Origin of the sequence: Mesorhizobium sp. M7A.F.Ca.US.006.01.1.1 (assembly GCF_003997935.1) — a bacterium.
Lineage (GTDB): Bacteria > Pseudomonadota > Alphaproteobacteria > Rhizobiales > Rhizobiaceae > Mesorhizobium.
On the sequence record NZ_RZQL01000181.1, the window covers coordinates 1 to 14,721 of the forward strand.

Sequence of the window (14,721 nt, forward strand, 5' to 3'; positions counted from 1 at the left end):
GACGTTCTGCACCCGCGAATATGCGCCGGTGTGCGCGCGCCGGCATGGCGAGACGCGCACCTTCCCCAATTCCTGCGAAGCCCGTGCCGCGGACTATCGCGTCGTTGGCGACGGGCCGTGCTGAGAACGCTGCGCCTTGTTGAGGACGACAAGCGTCAAGCCGTCGGCTTCACCTGGCGACAGTAGGCGATGAACTCGGACGCGGGCATGGGTCTGGCGAACAGCCAGCCCTGGGCGTAGTCGACGTCGCGCGCCTCGAGGTAGTCGGCTTGCGCCTGCGTTTCCACGCCCTCGGCAACGATCTTCAGCTTTAGTGTCTTGGCCATGTCGATGATATGAGGGGTGACGGAACTGGTGGCGGAATTCGTGCTGATCGTATCGATGAACGATTTGTCGATCTTGAGCGCATCGAGTGGCAGCCCTTCGAGATAGGACAGGCTGGAATAGCCGGTGCCGAAGTCGTCGATTGCCACTGCGTGGCCAAGTTCGCGGGCACGAACGAGCGTCGAGCGGGCCGAGTTGATATCGACGAAACCTCGCTCCGTGGCCTCGAGCCAGATTTGCCGGGGCCGGATCCCGGTGTGCTGCAACGCCTTTTCGAGAATAGGCAGGACCCGCGCGGTGCCGACATCGGTTGCGCTGAGATTGATGGCGATGTGAAGCGAGCGATCGGCGACCAGGAGGCTGTTCAGGTCGAACACAACCATCGCGATGACCTGATCGGTGATCGCCGTGATCAAGCCGCTCTCTTCCGCCAGCGGAATGAAGAGATCGGGCCGGACCAGGGAGCCATTCGGTCGCTTCCAGCGCACCAGCGCTTCCGCACCGATGCAATTGCCGGTCCTGAGCTCGACGATCGGCTGATAGTGGACGATGAATTCGTGCTTGCGCACGGCGATCTGCAGTTCTCCCAGTGGCGAAAGCCGCCTTCGTGACAGCCACACAACCACGCCGATGATGAAGGCAGCCATGAAGGCGCCGAGCGGGAGCAGCAGGAGTTGCTGCTTGCGAACGCTGCCCAGGATCTGGCTTGTCGGTTCGGTGGCGACAGCAATCCAGCCCGTGCCGCGCGCGGTGGCAAACAGGAGATCGTCATCGATGCCTTCGCCGGGGCCGGCGATAATTTTCTTGATGCGGGCGGGATCCGGGCCGTTCAGTGCGCCGAGCAGCATGCCCGATTGCGTCGCCAAGGCGAGCTGGATACCGGGATCGACGATGACGTCGACAAAGCGCACCGGATCGACAAGGACGTTGTGGTCCCTGTATCGCAGCGCCATCAGAAAATGGCCTTCGCTCATCACCGGCTGTATGCGGGCGGTGACGGCAATTCCGTCCTTGGTGGTGAAGTCAGGGGTGGATTGCACGACGCGCCCTTCGGTCGGTCCCCAGGAAGAGCATTTGAGCAGGCCGTTTTCGAAATAGCCCATCTCTTCGATCGGGCGCGTGTTGATGGTGAGTTGCCGCATGCGGGCTATGTGGTCCGCCGAACAGCGGACGCCGGTGAACTGGTCGATCTGCCGCAAGGCAGCGGTCGCATCGTTGAGCGAGATGTCGGCCCTGGCGATGGCGCGGCTGGCGAACAGCTGCAACCGCTCATGTTCCTTTTGGACGGCCTGAAGCCAAGCGAGATGAAACATAGCCGCTATGGGCACGATGGCGCCCAGCATGGCCAACACCACCGCCGTCACGATGATGCGCGACCTGTCCATGCGCCTCCTGCCTTCGGGTACGAGCGGCAATCGTGGGTGGTCGCCGGCAACGTTTCGGGTCACCAATCGCGGCCGCGGCCCGGTTCAGGCGGATCTTAGGGCGTCGATCTTACGTGAACTTTAATGGAGTCGTGCGGCAAGCACCGCTGCTCTAAACCGGATACGCCCCATCAGCCGGCCCAGCATAGAGCTCGCTGCCATCGTCGTCGCAAATGCGCAGGCGATCGGGGATTTGCGGCATGGCCAGCGTGTGGAACAGCGCTGTGGCAGCCTGCAGCGCGGCGCGCAGGTTCGGCGCGTCCAGCGACACCTTGTCGAGTGTGGCTTCGTCGGTGTCGCGCGACCGGTAGAACTCGATGACGAAGTTCAAGCGCGCCTCCCGTGGCAGAGCATTGCGCGGGCCTGTTCAGTCAGTTCGCCACCTCACAGAGGGACGGCGGAGAGGGCGCACGAGGCGCGCCCTCCAGTTTGTCAGCCCTTCGACTTCGGCTTTAGGCTGCTCTCCGCCTGCTTGACCGAGGAGCCGAACGGGGAGGCGGGCTTAGCCACGACCTTGTCCTTCTTCGGCTTGCGCGTCTCGCGATTGCTTCGCTGTTGACCTTTGGACATGTCGTACTCCTGCTTCGGTGTTGGCTTGGCGATGGGTCTCAGATGAGCGGGTTGCCGGCAACAGCCGGGTTGTCGGTAACAACCGGATCTGCCGGTTCGAGATTGTCTTCGGTGGTGACCCGCTCATAGGTCTCCTGCTCGCTGCGGATGCGGTATTGCGGCGAACCATCCTTGACCGGCAGCCTGCTCTTGATCTGGAACAGTTCGGCGGTCTTCTGGACGAGGCCGGTGCGGCTCTTCATGCGCACGGTCTGACCGATCGCAAACTGATGCGCGGGCGTGTCGGTGCGTGGGCGCGCATTCTGCTGGAAACGGATCATGCTGCATTCTCCCTGTCGCGCTTCAGCGCTGTTTCGAGTTCGAGGTAATCGATGGCGACAAGCTGGCTGGTGGGCGGGTTTTTTGCTGCCCTTGCCGGCAGATGGATGAAAGTGGCGACGCGGCGCCAGGCAAGCCGCGACATGCCCTCGATCAGCTCTTCGTCGTGGTCGATGTCGTAGTCGCCGGCCGGCAGCTGCCCTTCCAGTCCGCCGAGCACGAAAGGTGCGGTGAAGTGCGCGATGGAGTGGGTGGTACGGTCCGGCATTGTCTTACCTATGCAAAGCAGCGGCCCTGAAAACAAAAAAGCGGGGACGAGCCCCGCTTTCCTATTTCCGGCAGTCGCTGGAAATAAACCGCTTTCGAGAGCTGCCAGTACATCCGTGGTCAGCGTTCATCGAATTCGGCCGGATCAGATCAATTGCAAATTGGCGGCCGACTCGCGGCCCTTGGTGTCACGCTCCAACTCGAACTGCAGCTTCTGGCCTTCGGCGAGGCCGGGGAAGCCGGCGCGCTCCAGTGCGCTGACATGAACGAAAACGTCCTTGCCGCCATCGGTCGGCTGAATGAAGCCAAAACCCTTCTGGCCATTGTAGAACTTCACGGTTCCGGTGTTCATGTGGATCTTTCGAAGAATGAGACATGGCCGCGGAGCGAATATGCCGCGCGCCCGGTATCGAAGATTTGGAATGAGATTGGCGGGTCGAGAACCTCTGACGCCGCGAGATGCCAATTCTGGCCCAAAGCGATCTTGTACAGATAGGCCTTTGTCGCAATTTAATCAAGGCGTTTTAAAATAAAATTGGGCATCATTCAAAAAATTGCGCGCTGTAATTATCAGAAAAATAATGATACAAATCCGTACAATTCAGAAAATTGTTTGAAACTTTGCGGGAACAATTCTCCCGGTATTCTGATTTTTATTGTAAATTCGAGAAGGAGATCTCGTGATGTCCGTAATGACGCCAACAGGCACCCCCGTAACGATCACGCCGATCGCAAAACCGGCAATGGCCAAGCCGACCGTTATCCAGTCGCCCCGGCTGACCGTCAGGAGTGACGAGGCGGCAAAGCGAAGGATCGCCGACACCGATGGAACGGTCCGGCGTGCCAGACAGGTCGCCGAGACCAACCGCCTGATTTGATCTTTCCGCACCGACGAAAGGACGAGACAGCAAGCGAAGCCTTGAACCTGCGGCGCCGATGGCCTAGATCGCCACAGGCGGATAAAACACGGCAGGTTTCCCATCAACAGAGATCAAAGACGAGCGGCGGGTGCGGGAGCCAGGTCTGGCGCAGGCGGACAGCCGCCGCTGGGCCTCGACCAGTATGTGCAGCAGGCGTTGCAACTGCATCAGGCCGGGCGCCGGCAAGATGCTGAGACGATCTACCGGCAGGTGCTGGCGCGTCAGCCCAAGCACGCGGCCGCGGCGCATTTCCTGGGACTGCTGCTGCACCAGACCGGGCGTAGCGAAGAAGGGCTGGATCTCATCGAACGGTCGGTGAGCCTGCAGCCGACGAATCCCGATTTCCTCAACAATTTCGGTACGGTAATGCGCGACCTCGGCCGCCCTGCTGCGGCCATCGATTTCTTCCGCGGCGCGGTGGATCTGCGGCCGGACCAGCTCGCGGCGCGCGACAATCTCGGCTCATCGCTGAAACAGGTCGGCCAGTTCGAAGAGGCCGAAGAGATTTATCGCGGCACGGTTGCACGCAACCCATTTCATGTGCGCGCCCGCATCGGGCTTGCTGAAACCCTGCAGGAAGCCGGGCGGCTGGATGAGGCGCTGGCTACCTTCCGCGAAGCGCTGACGATCCGGCCCAAGGATGCCGACCTGCTGCACGGGCTCGGCGTCGGGTTGATGGAAAAGGGCAAGCTCGACGAGGCGGCCGACCTGTTCCGGCAGGCGTTGGCGATCAACCCCGCCATGGCCACAGCCTGGCTGATGCTGACGCAGGTCAAGCGCCAGAAGGAGCGCGACAGCGAGCTTGGGGGCATGGAAGCCCAGCATGCCAGGGCGCCGCAGGACAGCCTGGCACGCATGCAGCTGTCCTTCGGACTCGGCAAGGCGAATGACGATCTCAGGGATTATGGCCGGGCCTTCGACTATTTCGCCGAAGGCAATGCGATCCGCCGCAAAGGCATCGACTACGACCAGGCCAGGACGCGGGCCGAGTTCGAGGCAATGAAGGCCACCTTCGATGCCGGCTTCTTCGAGAAGCACAGGCCCAGCTCAATCAGCGACGACACGCCGATCTTCATCGTCGGCATGCCGCGTTCGGGCACGACGCTGGTCGAGCAGATCATTGCCAGCCATCCGCAGGTCTATGGCGCAGGCGAGCTCAGCATCTTGAAGAAGGCGGTCGGCAGGCAGTTCCCCGCGGCCATGCCGGGTGGCTTCCCATGGGGCGTATCGGATACGGACGATTCGGATTTTGCCGAGGCAGGCCAAACCTATCTCGACATGCTGCATGCCCGCTATCCGAACATGCGCCACGTCACCGACAAAATGCCGGGCAACTTCCTGCTTGTCGGCTTCATCCACATGATGATGCCGAAGGCCAGGATCATCCACTGCGCGCGCGATGCGGCGGCAACCTGCCTGTCGATCTACAAGGTGCATTTCCGCGGCGACAGCCATCGCTATGGCTACGATCTCGGCGAGCTCGCCGACTTCCACAATCTCTACACCGACATCATGAAGCATTGGCACACGGTGCTGCCGGGCGTCGTGCACGATGTACGCTACGAGGATTTCGTCGCCGATCAGGAAGGTCAGACGCGGGCCCTGATCGCCCATCTCGGCCTGCCCTGGGACGATGCGGTGCTGTCCTTCCACGAGACCGACCGGCCGGTGCGCACGGCGTCGGCCGCACAGGTGCGCCAGCCGATGTATCAGGGGTCGGTCGATCTGTGGAAGCGCTATGGAGACCGGCTCAAGCCGTTGCTGGACAAGCTGGATTAGCGCAACGCTATTTAGCTGATCGTGGCCTTAGAGATGGGCCTAAGCACCCACGTCGTCATCCTAGGGTCTTCGCGACGGAGCTTCGCTCCTGCTTGCCCTAGGATGACGAAGCTGTGGGGCTTCTTCTAATCTGCTACCGGCTGCTCAAAGCTCAATGAATGGCTTGAAGCCACCGAAGATCATGCGTTTGCCGTCGAACGGCATGTCCGCCCAATCGGCCTTCAAGCGCGGGTCGGCCATCACCTTGGCCATGACGGCATCGCGACTCTCCCGCGACTCATAGACGGCCCAGGCGAAGACGACGATCTCGTCATCCTTGGCCTGCACGGCACGCGGGAAGGACGTGACCTCGCCATAGGGCACGTCGTCGCCGATGCATTCGACATAGGCGAGCGCGCCATGTTCCCTCCAGATAGGCCCTGCGAGGTTGGCCAGCTTCTTGTAGTCATCGAGTTTTGCCTTGGGTACGGCAAGCACGAAGCCATCGACATAGGACATTTCGGGTCTCCTGCTGAAGTGCAAAGTACCTCACCGACGCCAAGCGGTGAGGGGCTTGGGCCATTGGCGGCAGATCAGGCTTTCTTCACCGGCGCGTTCATCGCCCACTCGACGCCGAACGGGTCGCGCATATTGCCCCACTGGTCACCCCAGAACATCACCTGGAGCGGCACGGCGACTTCGCAGCCGGCTTCGACGGCGCGCTTCCACCAGGCTTCGATATCGTCGCTGCCGAGGTGAAGCTGCATGGTGTAACCCTGCGGCTTGACGGCGGGCATGCCGTTTTCGGGATAGAAGTCGGAGAGCATCAGCGTCGAGCCGTTGATGTGCAGGTGGATGTGCATGGTGCGGCCTTTTTCGTCTGCCGGATAGGCAAAGACCTGCTCGGCACCAAAGGCCTTCTTGTAGAATTCGGCAGCCTTGAAGGCGCCATCCAGCTGCAGATAGGGGGTCAATCCGCCGAGCACTTTGGCTGCGGGCTGAACGGGGGTCTGGTCGGTCATATCTTGTTCCTCTTTGCGTTTGGCCTTGCGAGCCAAAGGACGGATGAGGTGCCGGCGATCCTACATGGCCGGGAGATTTTTTTGGCCGACCGGCCCTGGACAGGCCACGCAGCAGGCAGTTGGACGAGAGGCGGTGAAACGACCTTGCGTCGACCGCCCCCAATCAGAGCGCAATTCTCGCGGCTCGCAGGCTAGAACAGATGGATCACCCGAACGCCTCTTCAACCCCGGGACGACAATGATCCTCTACTATCAGACCCACTCACCCTTCGCGCGCAAGGCGCTCGTCTTCGCCCATGAGGTTGGCATTGCCGATCGGCTGGAGGTCATTCATCACGAGACCAGTCCGACCTTACGCAATTCTCGCGTCTACGCCGAAAATCCGCTTGGCAAAGTGCCGGTGCTGTTGCGGCCCGACGCGTCGCCGATCTTCGATTCCGATGTCATCTGCGCCTATCTCGATACGCTGCATGACGGCCGCAAGCTGCTGCCGCAAGACGGCGAGGCGCGCTGGCAGGCGTTGCGGCTGCAGTCGGTCGCCCAGGGCCTGGCGCAGACGGGCATAGCGTTGCGCTGGGAGACGGAAAGGAGACCCGAACAGCTGCGTTTCAGTGCTCTCGCCGACGGGTGCCGGGAAAAGATCGAGGCGAGCTACGACTGGATCGAAAGCACGCTGGACGACGAGGCGCCGCTCCATATCGGCCACATTGCTTTGGCCACCACGCTGTCCTGGATGGCGTTTCGTCACCTTCCGCCTTTTCGCTCACGGGCGCGGCTGACGCACTGGTTCGAGGCTTTCGAAAAACGCGTATCGATGCAGGCGACGCCGCTTTCAGGTGATACGCATGACTGACTGGCGCCTCGCGACGTCAGGGGCGGCGGCCGTTTTGCGCGTCGAAGACGTCCGGAAAACCGATATCCTTGCGCAGCGAGGCAGGCAGTGAAAGCAGGATGCGCTCGCTGCGGTGACGAGCGCGCGCTGCGGCATACCGGGTTGCGATGCGACCGATGGATGAAAGAACCGACATGATAATTCTCCCTGGGTTGGGCCGGCATCATCGTGTCGGCATCCCAAGGACGTGACGGGCTGAGGCTACCCGACAGATCGTCAAGATTTTTTATCGCGGCGTCTGATGGTCTGTTCAAATGCTGCCGTACGGACCTACGCAACCCTGAGCGTAGGGATCGCTGAAACATCAACTTCACGCTCCGCGTGCCAAGCATCGAAAGCGGCCTGCATTCGAAGCCAGATCGCGGCCCCGTCGCCGAACAACTTGCCAAGGCGAGCGGCCACAGCCGGCGAAACCGGCTTCTTTTCACGGATGATATCATAGAGCTGCTGCCGGGAGATTCCGAGCAGATTTGCAATTTCCACCTTGGTCTTGCCAGTTGCCGGGATAATGTCCTCAAGCAGCGCTCCCGGGTGGGAAGGACAACGCTCAATAGGACGCGTCGGCTCGTGCACGGTCATAAGTCGAACTTCTCCAATCTGGCCGCCTCAGTGATATTGCTCGAAATCGACGCGGGCAGCATCCTTGCCGTCGAACTCGAATGTGATGCACCACGGGCCGTTGACGTGGACCGTGTAGCGGATTGGATCGAAGCCTTTCAGCGGGTGGAAATCGAAGCCGGGGAGGTTCATTTCCTCCGGCTTCTCCGAAGCTTCCAGGCGGTCAAGCCGGACAAGAATGCGCTTGTGCATCTTGGCGTCGATCTTGCCGGTCTTTCCGGTTTGAAAGAGGTCCGACAGCGCCCTGTTCTTGAAGGACTTGATCATCGATATATGTAAACAGATTGCTTACAAAAAACAAGGTCTGTAAGCAAATAATTTACATGCCAGTCGACTTCCGTTGGCCTTATCCTGCCGTTTCAGCCACTGAACGGAAGAACTCCTCGGGGTCCCCGACTTCGGTCAGCTTTCGCTTCTCGATCAGCCAGAAGCGGTTGCCGATGGCGCGGATGAAGGAGCGGTCGTGCGAAGCGAGCACACAGCTTGCCTGATGCGCCAGCAGTTCCGCTTCCAGCGCTTCCTGGCCGTCGATGTCGAGATGGTTGGTCGGCTCGTCCAGCAGATAGAGGTTGGGATTGGCGAGCCTCAGCGCCAGCATCATCAGCCGCGCCTTCTGGCCACCGGACAGCACGCCGATCTTTTTCTCTTGCATCTCGATGACCACGCCGGCACCGGCCAGCAACGATCGTGCGCGCTGCTCGCCGACATCGTAGCGGCGCGAGACCATCGCCAGCGGCGTGTCGTCGCCGCTGATGCCGGACAGCGCCTGGTCGCTGTAGCCGAGCACAGTCGACGGCGTCACCTTCACGTTCCGTACCGTGTCCGGTTCGATGATCGCATTGCGGATCAAGGTGACGAAGCGCGACTTGCCGACGCCGTTGCGGCCGAGCAGAACGATGCGGTCGCCTTGGCAAATATGGCGCTTGCCGGTCCTGAACAGCAGCTTGCCGTCGGGCGTTTCGACAGCCGCGTCGTCGAGCGTGATCAGCACCTTGGCGTGGGTGCCGCGATTGGCCAGTTTTATGGCACCCGCCGACTTTTCGCGGTGCGCCGGGTTCGCCGCTTCCTCCAGCCTTTCCGCGCGCTGGTTGAGCTGCTTGGTCTTGACCGTCAACAGGTCGCTGCCCGAATTGATGCCGATGTTGTTGAGCTTGGCGGCCTGCCGGCGCAATTGCTGCGCCACCTTCATGTCGCGCTGGAACTTGCGCTCCGTCGAGGCGTCGACCTCGTCGAGCGCCTGCCTGGCGCGAGAGTAGGGCAGCGCAAACACGGGCGACTGTTCCGGGCGCAGGAACAGCGTCCGGTTGGTGGCGGCGTCGAGGAAGGCGCGGTCGTGGCTGGCAATGACGACCGGCACCTCGCGCGGCAGCGTGTTCAGCCAGGTTTCGAGCTGGCTGATGCGGGCAAGGTCGAGATGGTTGGTCGGCTCGTCGAGCAGCAGCACGTCCGGATCGGTGACCCAGACGCGGGCGATCAGCGCCAGCCTCTGCCAGCCGCCGCTCAGCGCGCGCATTTCTCGCTCGCGCATTGCCTCCGGCACATCAAGCGAATCCAGCACCACATCGACGCGCCACATCTCGCTGTCGGCCTGCTCGGGCGGCAGGGCATCGGCCACCACCTGGTGGAAGCTGCGGCCGAGCAAGGCAGGGGCAACGGACTGTTCGACATGGCCGACGCGCAGGCCGCGCGTGCGGGTGATGTCGCCCGACGTCGGCTCGATCTCGCCGGTCAGGCATTTGAGCAAGGTCGACTTGCCGCGACCGTTGGCGGCGACGATGCCGAGCCGGTCGCCGGTGCCGATGGTGAGGTCGAGATTGGCAAACAGCGGCGCACTCATGGTAACGCCGAGGGATTTGAGGCTGATCAGGGCCATTATGATTTCTCTGGTCTTGCCGGTGTCCGGCTCAGTGCACTTTGACGGTGCGCTTGCTGGCCATCAGGCTCGGCATTGCAGCACCACGAAGGGCAGACCAAAAAATCGAAGCGGGAAAAACCCGGACCGTCCCTGGTCAGCCCTGCAAGCAAGCTCGCGGGGCAGAAATCGGGCCACGCTGACGATGGTGACGAAAAAACGTAAACACGTGAGCCCTCCTTTCGAGACGTTCGAGTGTGGGGACTGGCTACACCAAAGGTGGGGCCGATGGCAAGACTGCCGCTTTCAAGCGATGCGGGAACGGATCCAGCACCAGCATGCAGCCGCCAATGATTGCTACCGCGCCGAAGCCTTGGATAATGGTCAGCGCTTCGCCAAGCAGGATCGTGCCGGCCAGAACCGCGATTACGGTCACGGCGAATTCGACGCTGATCGTCCTGGTTGCGCCGATGCTGGCCACCAGCCGGAAATAGACGACGTAGGTCAGCGCGCTCATCACACAGGCGAGAAGGATGAGATAGAGGAAATCGACAGGGCGCGGCATGGCCGGCACCGGCACGGCGAGCAGCAGCGGCAGTGTCATCAGACCGCCGAACAGGAAGGCGGCGCCGGTGAGTTCGAACGAACCGGCCGAGCGCAGATGGCGGTTGGCGTAATTGCTGCCGAAGGCGGCGGAGAAGGAGCTGAACAGCGAGGCGGCACAGCCGAACGCGAAGGACGCCGTGATCGGGACAGCAGGAAAGCCCACCAGAATGATGATCCCCGCGGCGCCTAACAACAGGCCGGCCAGCCCGCGAAGGCTGATGCGTTCAAGCCCCCATAGCTGACCGAGGATCATCGAGAACAATGGGATCGCAGCGACTAGGATGGCCGCCATGGCGGTGCCGATGCGCGGGGTGGCGTAGGACAGGCCGACCAGCTGTGCGGCGACCGTCGTTGCGCCGACGACCGTGAAATGCCGCCAGCCGGCGCTGAAATCCAGCTTGCGCCGCGTTGCTGCGGCAAGCAGGAAGAGCGTGATGCCGGCGATCAGCGACCGCAAGGTGACCGCGCCGACCCAGCCGAAGGCATGCACGACCTTCAGAAGAACAAGGAACGACAGGCCCCAGGTGATGGCCAGGAAGACGTAGGCGGCGATATCCTTGGGTTTCATGGGGATGGTGGGCCGGTGGGAGTATCTTGCAGCAAGCAGAGAAGCTGCCACGGCCCGTATCGAGTCGATCGGCACCTGACAAGGGCAGGTGCATGGTCCAGTACATGCACGCCCAGATCAGACAGGTCTCAAGTGACCGCTGCTCAGTCCATATTCTTTGCCGAGGTCGAGCAGGAAATGCCCGAAAACCGTGCTTCTGCGTAGATCAACAACAATCACAAGAAGGGCGTTGAACCTGCCGGTGCCAATCAAAACCTGATCGAACCGGTTTTGGGCGTCGCGGTAGACGTTGTGGACCTCGGTCAGATAGGGCAGGCCGATCTCGTCCAGATCCAGCACGTCGACATACGACCATATGTCCACTGCAGCCTCTGCCGCGGCAGTGACGTTCGTCATCGGCTCGGCAAAGCAAGCCTTGAACTCGTCTTCCTGAAGTCTGCGGGGCATGGTCATCGCGCATTCTGGTGGCTGGCGTCGAAGCTTCGCAACGGTGCAGCAGACGGGTACTTCCCTTCTCCCACAAGGGGAAGGGAAGGCGCTACTTTCCTGGCCTACCCGTCTTGCCCGGGCGGCGCTTTTCCCGACGCGCGTCGGCGGGGTCTTCGTAGGAGCCGATGCCTGTTCGCTGGCGAACAACTGGCTTGGCGGATTCGTCCCCCTCTCCAGGAGAGATCGGCTGCGGCTTGGCCGGCATCTTTCCTTCGACCGGCTTTTCGGTCCGCCGCACGGTCATCTCATCAAGCGAGTTCTTCTTGAACAGCGGCTTGACCGGCTCGCCGGGAATGCCGAAATCGGAACCATGCGCCTCTTCGGCGGACTGTTTCTTGAACAGCGAGCGCGACACCGCGCCGGCCGGTGTCGGCATGTCGGTGCCTGGGCCCATGGCGTCGAGCGAGGGTTTCGAAAACAGTGGCTTCTTCACCGGCACCGCGCCGTCGGCGCCCATCTCGTCGAGATCAGGTTTGCGGAAGAGGTTGGGCCGGGCAGCCTTGGCCGCTTCTTCGGCGGCACGCGCCGCGTCGAGCTTGCGGAAACGCTCCTGTTCCTCTGCTGTACGATGTTTGGCCACGCCCTTGTTGTGCTTGCCCTTTTCGCGACCCGAGGCGGGACTTTCCATGTCGGCATATTTGGCCAGCGGGTCTTCGGAGATGGACAGTTCCATCTCGCGCAGGCGCTTGATCTCGTCGCGGATGCGGGCCGCCTTCTCGAAGTCGAGATTGGCCGCGGCATCGCGCATCTGCTTTTCCATCGCGTCGAGATGGGCCTTGAGGTTGTTGCCCATCATGGCGCCGGCACTGTCGGTGAACTGCGAGATGTCGGCGCGGACGTGGTCCTTCTCGTAGACCGAATCCAGAATGTCGGAGATGCGCGACTTGACCGATTCCGGGGTGATGCCGTTGGCCTCGTTCCACTCCATCTGCTTTTCGCGGCGGCGGTTTGTCTCGGCCATTGCCCGTTCCATCGAGCCGGTCACCTGGTCGGCATACAGGATGACCTTGCCGTCGACGTTTCTGGCAGCGCGGCCGATGGTCTGGATCAGCGAGGTTTCAGAGCGCAGGAAACCTTCCTTGTCGGCGTCGAGAATGGCGACGAAGCCGCATTCGGGAATGTCGAGGCCTTCGCGCAGCAGGTTGATGCCGACCAGCACGTCGAAGGCGCCGAGGCGCAGATCGCGCAGGATCTCGATGCGCTCCAGCGTGTCGATGTCGGAGTGCATGTAGCGGACACGGATGCCTTGCTCATGCAGATATTCGGTCAAATCCTCGGCCATGCGCTTGGTCAGCACGGTGACCAGCGTGCGGTAGCCGGCCTTGGTGGTGTCGCGGATTTCGCCGACGACATCGTCGACCTGGGTCTTGGCCGGGCGCACCTCGACCGGCGGGTCGATCAGGCCGGTCGGGCGGATGACCTGCTCGGCGAAGACGCCACCGGCCTGCTCCATTTCCCAGCCGCCAGGCGTCGCCGAGACCGCGACAGAAAGCGGGCGCATGGCATCCCATTCTTCGAAGCGCAGCGGCCGGTTGTCCATGCAGGACGGCAGACGGAAGCCGTATTCGGCCAGCGTCGCCTTGCGGCGAAAGTCTCCGCGATACATGCCGCCGATCTGCGGTACGGTGACATGGCTTTCGTCGATGAAGACCAGTGCGTTGTCGGGAATGTACTCAAACAGCGTTGGCGGCGGATCACCCGGCTGGCGGCCGGTGAGATAGCGCGAATAGTTCTCGATGCCGGCGCAGGAGCCGGTGGCTTCCAGCATCTCGAGGTCGAAGCGGCAGCGCTGTTCCAGCCGCTGCGCCTCAAGCAGGCGGCCGGCACGCTCCAGTTCGACCAGCCGGTGCTTGAGCTCTTCCTTGATTGACTTGATCGCCTGGTTCAGCGTCGGGCGCGGCGTCACATAGTGCGAATTGGCGTAGATCTTGACGCTTTTCAGCTCGCCGGTCTTCTGGCCGGTCAGCGGGTCGAACTCGGTGATCTGCTCGATCTCGTCGCCGAACATCGAAATGCGCCAGGCGCGGTCTTCCAGGTGGGCCGGGAAGATCTCGATCGTGTCGCCGCGCACGCGGAACGAGCCGCGAACGAAATTGATGTCCTGCCGTTTGTATTGCTGGGCGACGAGATCGGCGAGCAGCGCGCGCTGGTCGAGCCGGTCGCCGATCTGCATCTGGAAGGTCATCGCCGTATAGGTCTCGACCGAACCGATACCATAGATGCAGGACACCGAGGCGACGATGATGACGTCGTCGCGCTCGAGCAGCGAACGCGTCGCCGAATGGCGCATGCGGTCGATCTGCTCGTTGATCGAGGATTCCTTCTCGATGAAGGTGTCGGTGCGCGGGACGTAGGCTTCCGGCTGGTAATAGTCGTAGTAGGAGACGAAATACTCGACGGCGTTTTCCGGGAAGAATTTCTTGAACTCGGAATAGAGCTGCGCCGCCAGCGTCTTGTTCGGCGCCAGGATCAAGGCAGGGCGCTGCGTCTCCTCGATCACCTTGGCCATGGTGAAGGTTTTTCCGGAGCCGGTGACGCCGAGCAGGACCTTGGTGCGATCGTTGTTGTCGACGCCTTCGACCAGATCCTTGATCGCGGTCGGCTGATCGCCGGCTGGTTCGAAGTCCGACACCATCTTGATGGCAATGCCGCCTTCGGATTTTTCCGGGCGGGCAGGGCGGTGCGGCGTCCACAGCACACCGTCCTTGTGCAGCGGATTGCCGGATTCGATCAGCGCCGACAGTGCCGCCACCGTCGCGGTGACGCTGCCCGAAGCCATCGTCTCGGCGTCTTCCAGCGAGATGTCGAGGCCGGCGACCGGATTGAGGCCGGCGGCGGTGCGCTCCCTGGCTGACGCCGCGCCACCCATCGAGGTGCCGCGCGAACTGCGTCCCGGCGAGCTTGAGCGCTCGGGTATCTTCTTCGACGGCTTCGGCGATTTGCCGCCGTCGCCCTTGCCGACAAGACGTCCTTCGTTTTCGGCTTCCTGCTCGATCTGCTCGGCCCAATCCGCGATCGAACCGGTCAGCGGCGTGCCAGAGAGCTCCGGCTGCGGCATCTCGGCGAAGCCGCCTTTGTGCAGCGGCTCCGAAG

The 14,721-nt window shown here is 62.0% G+C and carries 18 protein-coding genes and 1 pseudogene; 4 read left to right on the forward strand and 15 right to left on the reverse strand.

Annotated elements, in window-relative coordinates; genetic code table 11:
* Positions 1-124 (forward strand): annotated as a pseudogene (locus EN943_RS38475) (peptidase); the annotation flags it as partial.
* A 31-nt stretch (positions 125-155) separates the two neighbouring features.
* On the opposite strand, the gene EN943_RS26300 reads toward EN943_RS38475, so the two are convergent.
* The 6 genes from EN943_RS26300 to EN943_RS26320 form a co-directional block, all read right to left on the reverse strand.
* On the reverse strand, positions 156-1,709 hold the full coding sequence (locus tag EN943_RS26300; RefSeq protein ID WP_127415217.1) for an EAL domain-containing protein: 1,554 nt from the start codon (positions 1,707-1,709) through the stop codon (positions 156-158).
* 151 nt (positions 1,710-1,860) lie between these two features.
* Entirely contained in the window at positions 1,861-2,079 is a 219-nt protein-coding gene (locus EN943_RS26305; protein WP_127415218.1) for a hypothetical protein, read from the reverse strand.
* 101 nt (positions 2,080-2,180) lie between these two features.
* Entirely contained in the window at positions 2,181-2,318 is a 138-nt protein-coding gene (locus EN943_RS37770) for a hypothetical protein (RefSeq protein WP_164482279.1), read from the reverse strand.
* 38 nt (positions 2,319-2,356) lie between these two features.
* Positions 2,357-2,638 carry a hypothetical protein gene (locus EN943_RS26310; RefSeq protein ID WP_127415219.1) on the reverse strand — a complete coding sequence of 94 codons (282 nt, stop codon included), beginning with the start codon at positions 2,636-2,638 and terminating at the stop codon, positions 2,357-2,359.
* On the reverse strand, positions 2,635-2,904 hold the full coding sequence (locus EN943_RS26315) for a hypothetical protein (protein ID WP_023809798.1): 270 nt from the start codon (positions 2,902-2,904) through the stop codon (positions 2,635-2,637). The genes EN943_RS26310 and EN943_RS26315 overlap by 4 nt, the downstream gene beginning before the upstream one ends.
* Positions 2,905-3,048: 144 nt before the next feature.
* Positions 3,049-3,255, reverse strand: a complete 207-nt coding sequence (locus EN943_RS26320; RefSeq protein ID WP_023809797.1) for a cold-shock protein — start codon at positions 3,253-3,255, stop codon at positions 3,049-3,051.
* A gap of 331 nt (positions 3,256-3,586) precedes the next feature.
* Between EN943_RS26320 and EN943_RS26325 the strand changes: the two genes are divergently transcribed.
* Entirely contained in the window at positions 3,587-3,781 is a 195-nt protein-coding gene (locus EN943_RS26325) for a hypothetical protein (protein WP_027039372.1), read from the forward strand.
* Positions 3,782-3,979: 198 nt separating this feature from the next.
* Positions 3,980-5,602 carry a tetratricopeptide repeat-containing sulfotransferase family protein gene (locus EN943_RS26330; protein ID WP_245475975.1) on the forward strand — a complete coding sequence of 541 codons (1,623 nt, stop codon included), beginning with the start codon at positions 3,980-3,982 and terminating at the stop codon, positions 5,600-5,602.
* Positions 5,603-5,746: 144 nt separating this feature from the next.
* Here the strand turns inward: EN943_RS26330 and EN943_RS26335 are convergent, their stop codons facing one another.
* Entirely contained in the window at positions 5,747-6,100 is a 354-nt protein-coding gene (locus EN943_RS26335; RefSeq protein ID WP_127415221.1) for a DUF1428 family protein, read from the reverse strand.
* A gap of 74 nt (positions 6,101-6,174) precedes the next feature.
* Positions 6,175-6,603 (reverse strand): glyoxalase/bleomycin resistance/extradiol dioxygenase family protein, encoded by a 429-nt coding sequence (locus EN943_RS26340; protein WP_127415222.1) that lies wholly within the window; start codon positions 6,601-6,603, stop codon positions 6,175-6,177.
* Positions 6,604-6,841: 238 nt separating this feature from the next.
* Here EN943_RS26340 and EN943_RS26345 point away from each other — a divergent pair, with 238 nt between their 5' ends.
* Positions 6,842-7,456: a glutathione S-transferase gene (locus tag EN943_RS26345; RefSeq protein ID WP_127415223.1), complete on the forward strand. Its 615-nt coding sequence runs from the start codon at positions 6,842-6,844 to the stop codon at positions 7,454-7,456.
* Between the two features lie 16 nt (positions 7,457-7,472).
* Here the strand turns inward: EN943_RS26345 and EN943_RS26350 are convergent, their stop codons facing one another.
* The 7 genes from EN943_RS26350 to uvrB form a co-directional block, all read right to left on the reverse strand.
* Entirely contained in the window at positions 7,473-7,631 is a 159-nt protein-coding gene (locus EN943_RS26350) for a hypothetical protein (protein ID WP_023809790.1), read from the reverse strand.
* Between the two features lie 134 nt (positions 7,632-7,765).
* A complete protein-coding gene (locus EN943_RS26355) occupies positions 7,766-8,074 on the reverse strand; it encodes a HigA family addiction module antitoxin (protein ID WP_127268663.1) in 309 nt (102 codons plus the stop codon).
* A gap of 27 nt (positions 8,075-8,101) precedes the next feature.
* Positions 8,102-8,380, reverse strand: a complete 279-nt coding sequence (locus tag EN943_RS26360) for a type II toxin-antitoxin system RelE/ParE family toxin (RefSeq protein ID WP_127415224.1) — start codon at positions 8,378-8,380, stop codon at positions 8,102-8,104.
* 79 nt (positions 8,381-8,459) lie between these two features.
* Positions 8,460-9,986 (reverse strand): ABC-F family ATP-binding cassette domain-containing protein, encoded by a 1,527-nt coding sequence (locus EN943_RS26365; protein ID WP_127415225.1) that lies wholly within the window; start codon positions 9,984-9,986, stop codon positions 8,460-8,462.
* Positions 9,987-10,233: 247 nt separating this feature from the next.
* On the reverse strand, positions 10,234-11,139 hold the full coding sequence (locus EN943_RS26370; protein WP_127415226.1) for a DMT family transporter: 906 nt from the start codon (positions 11,137-11,139) through the stop codon (positions 10,234-10,236).
* Positions 11,140-11,256: 117 nt separating this feature from the next.
* On the reverse strand, positions 11,257-11,592 hold the full coding sequence (locus tag EN943_RS26375; protein WP_127415227.1) for a hypothetical protein: 336 nt from the start codon (positions 11,590-11,592) through the stop codon (positions 11,257-11,259).
* 85 nt (positions 11,593-11,677) lie between these two features.
* On the reverse strand, positions 11,678-14,721 hold a 3,044-nt coding region (uvrB, locus tag EN943_RS26380), incomplete at its 5' end, for an excinuclease ABC subunit UvrB (RefSeq protein ID WP_281060861.1).

What these genes read in the sequence shown, in the direction of transcription:
- EN943_RS26335 (WP_127415221.1), bottom strand. Translation starts at nt 6,100, where the DNA reads ATGTCCTATGTCGATGGCTTCGTGCTTGCCGTACCCAAGGCAAAACTC.
- EN943_RS26310 (WP_127415219.1), bottom strand. Translation starts at nt 2,638, where the DNA reads ATGATCCGTTTCCAGCAGAATGCGCGCCCACGCACCGACACGCCCGCG.
- EN943_RS26325 (WP_027039372.1), top strand. Translation starts at nt 3,587, where the DNA reads ATGTCCGTAATGACGCCAACAGGCACCCCCGTAACGATCACGCCGATC.
- EN943_RS26375 (WP_127415227.1), bottom strand. Translation starts at nt 11,592, where the DNA reads ATGACCATGCCCCGCAGACTTCAGGAAGACGAGTTCAAGGCTTGCTTT.
- EN943_RS26365 (WP_127415225.1), bottom strand. Translation starts at nt 9,986, where the DNA reads ATGGCCCTGATCAGCCTCAAATCCCTCGGCGTTACCATGAGTGCGCCG.
- EN943_RS26340 (WP_127415222.1), bottom strand. Translation starts at nt 6,603, where the DNA reads ATGACCGACCAGACCCCCGTTCAGCCCGCAGCCAAAGTGCTCGGCGGA.
- EN943_RS26315 (WP_023809798.1), bottom strand. Translation starts at nt 2,904, where the DNA reads ATGCCGGACCGTACCACCCACTCCATCGCGCACTTCACCGCACCTTTC.
- EN943_RS26350 (WP_023809790.1), bottom strand. Translation starts at nt 7,631, where the DNA reads ATGTCGGTTCTTTCATCCATCGGTCGCATCGCAACCCGGTATGCCGCA.
- EN943_RS26300 (WP_127415217.1), bottom strand. Translation starts at nt 1,709, where the DNA reads ATGGACAGGTCGCGCATCATCGTGACGGCGGTGGTGTTGGCCATGCTG.
- EN943_RS26345 (WP_127415223.1), top strand. Translation starts at nt 6,842, where the DNA reads ATGATCCTCTACTATCAGACCCACTCACCCTTCGCGCGCAAGGCGCTC.
- EN943_RS26355 (WP_127268663.1), bottom strand. Translation starts at nt 8,074, where the DNA reads ATGACCGTGCACGAGCCGACGCGTCCTATTGAGCGTTGTCCTTCCCAC.
- EN943_RS37770 (WP_164482279.1), bottom strand. Translation starts at nt 2,318, where the DNA reads ATGTCCAAAGGTCAACAGCGAAGCAATCGCGAGACGCGCAAGCCGAAG.
- EN943_RS26360 (WP_127415224.1), bottom strand. Translation starts at nt 8,380, where the DNA reads ATGATCAAGTCCTTCAAGAACAGGGCGCTGTCGGACCTCTTTCAAACC.
- EN943_RS26370 (WP_127415226.1), bottom strand. Translation starts at nt 11,139, where the DNA reads ATGAAACCCAAGGATATCGCCGCCTACGTCTTCCTGGCCATCACCTGG.
- EN943_RS26320 (WP_023809797.1), bottom strand. Translation starts at nt 3,255, where the DNA reads ATGAACACCGGAACCGTGAAGTTCTACAATGGCCAGAAGGGTTTTGGC.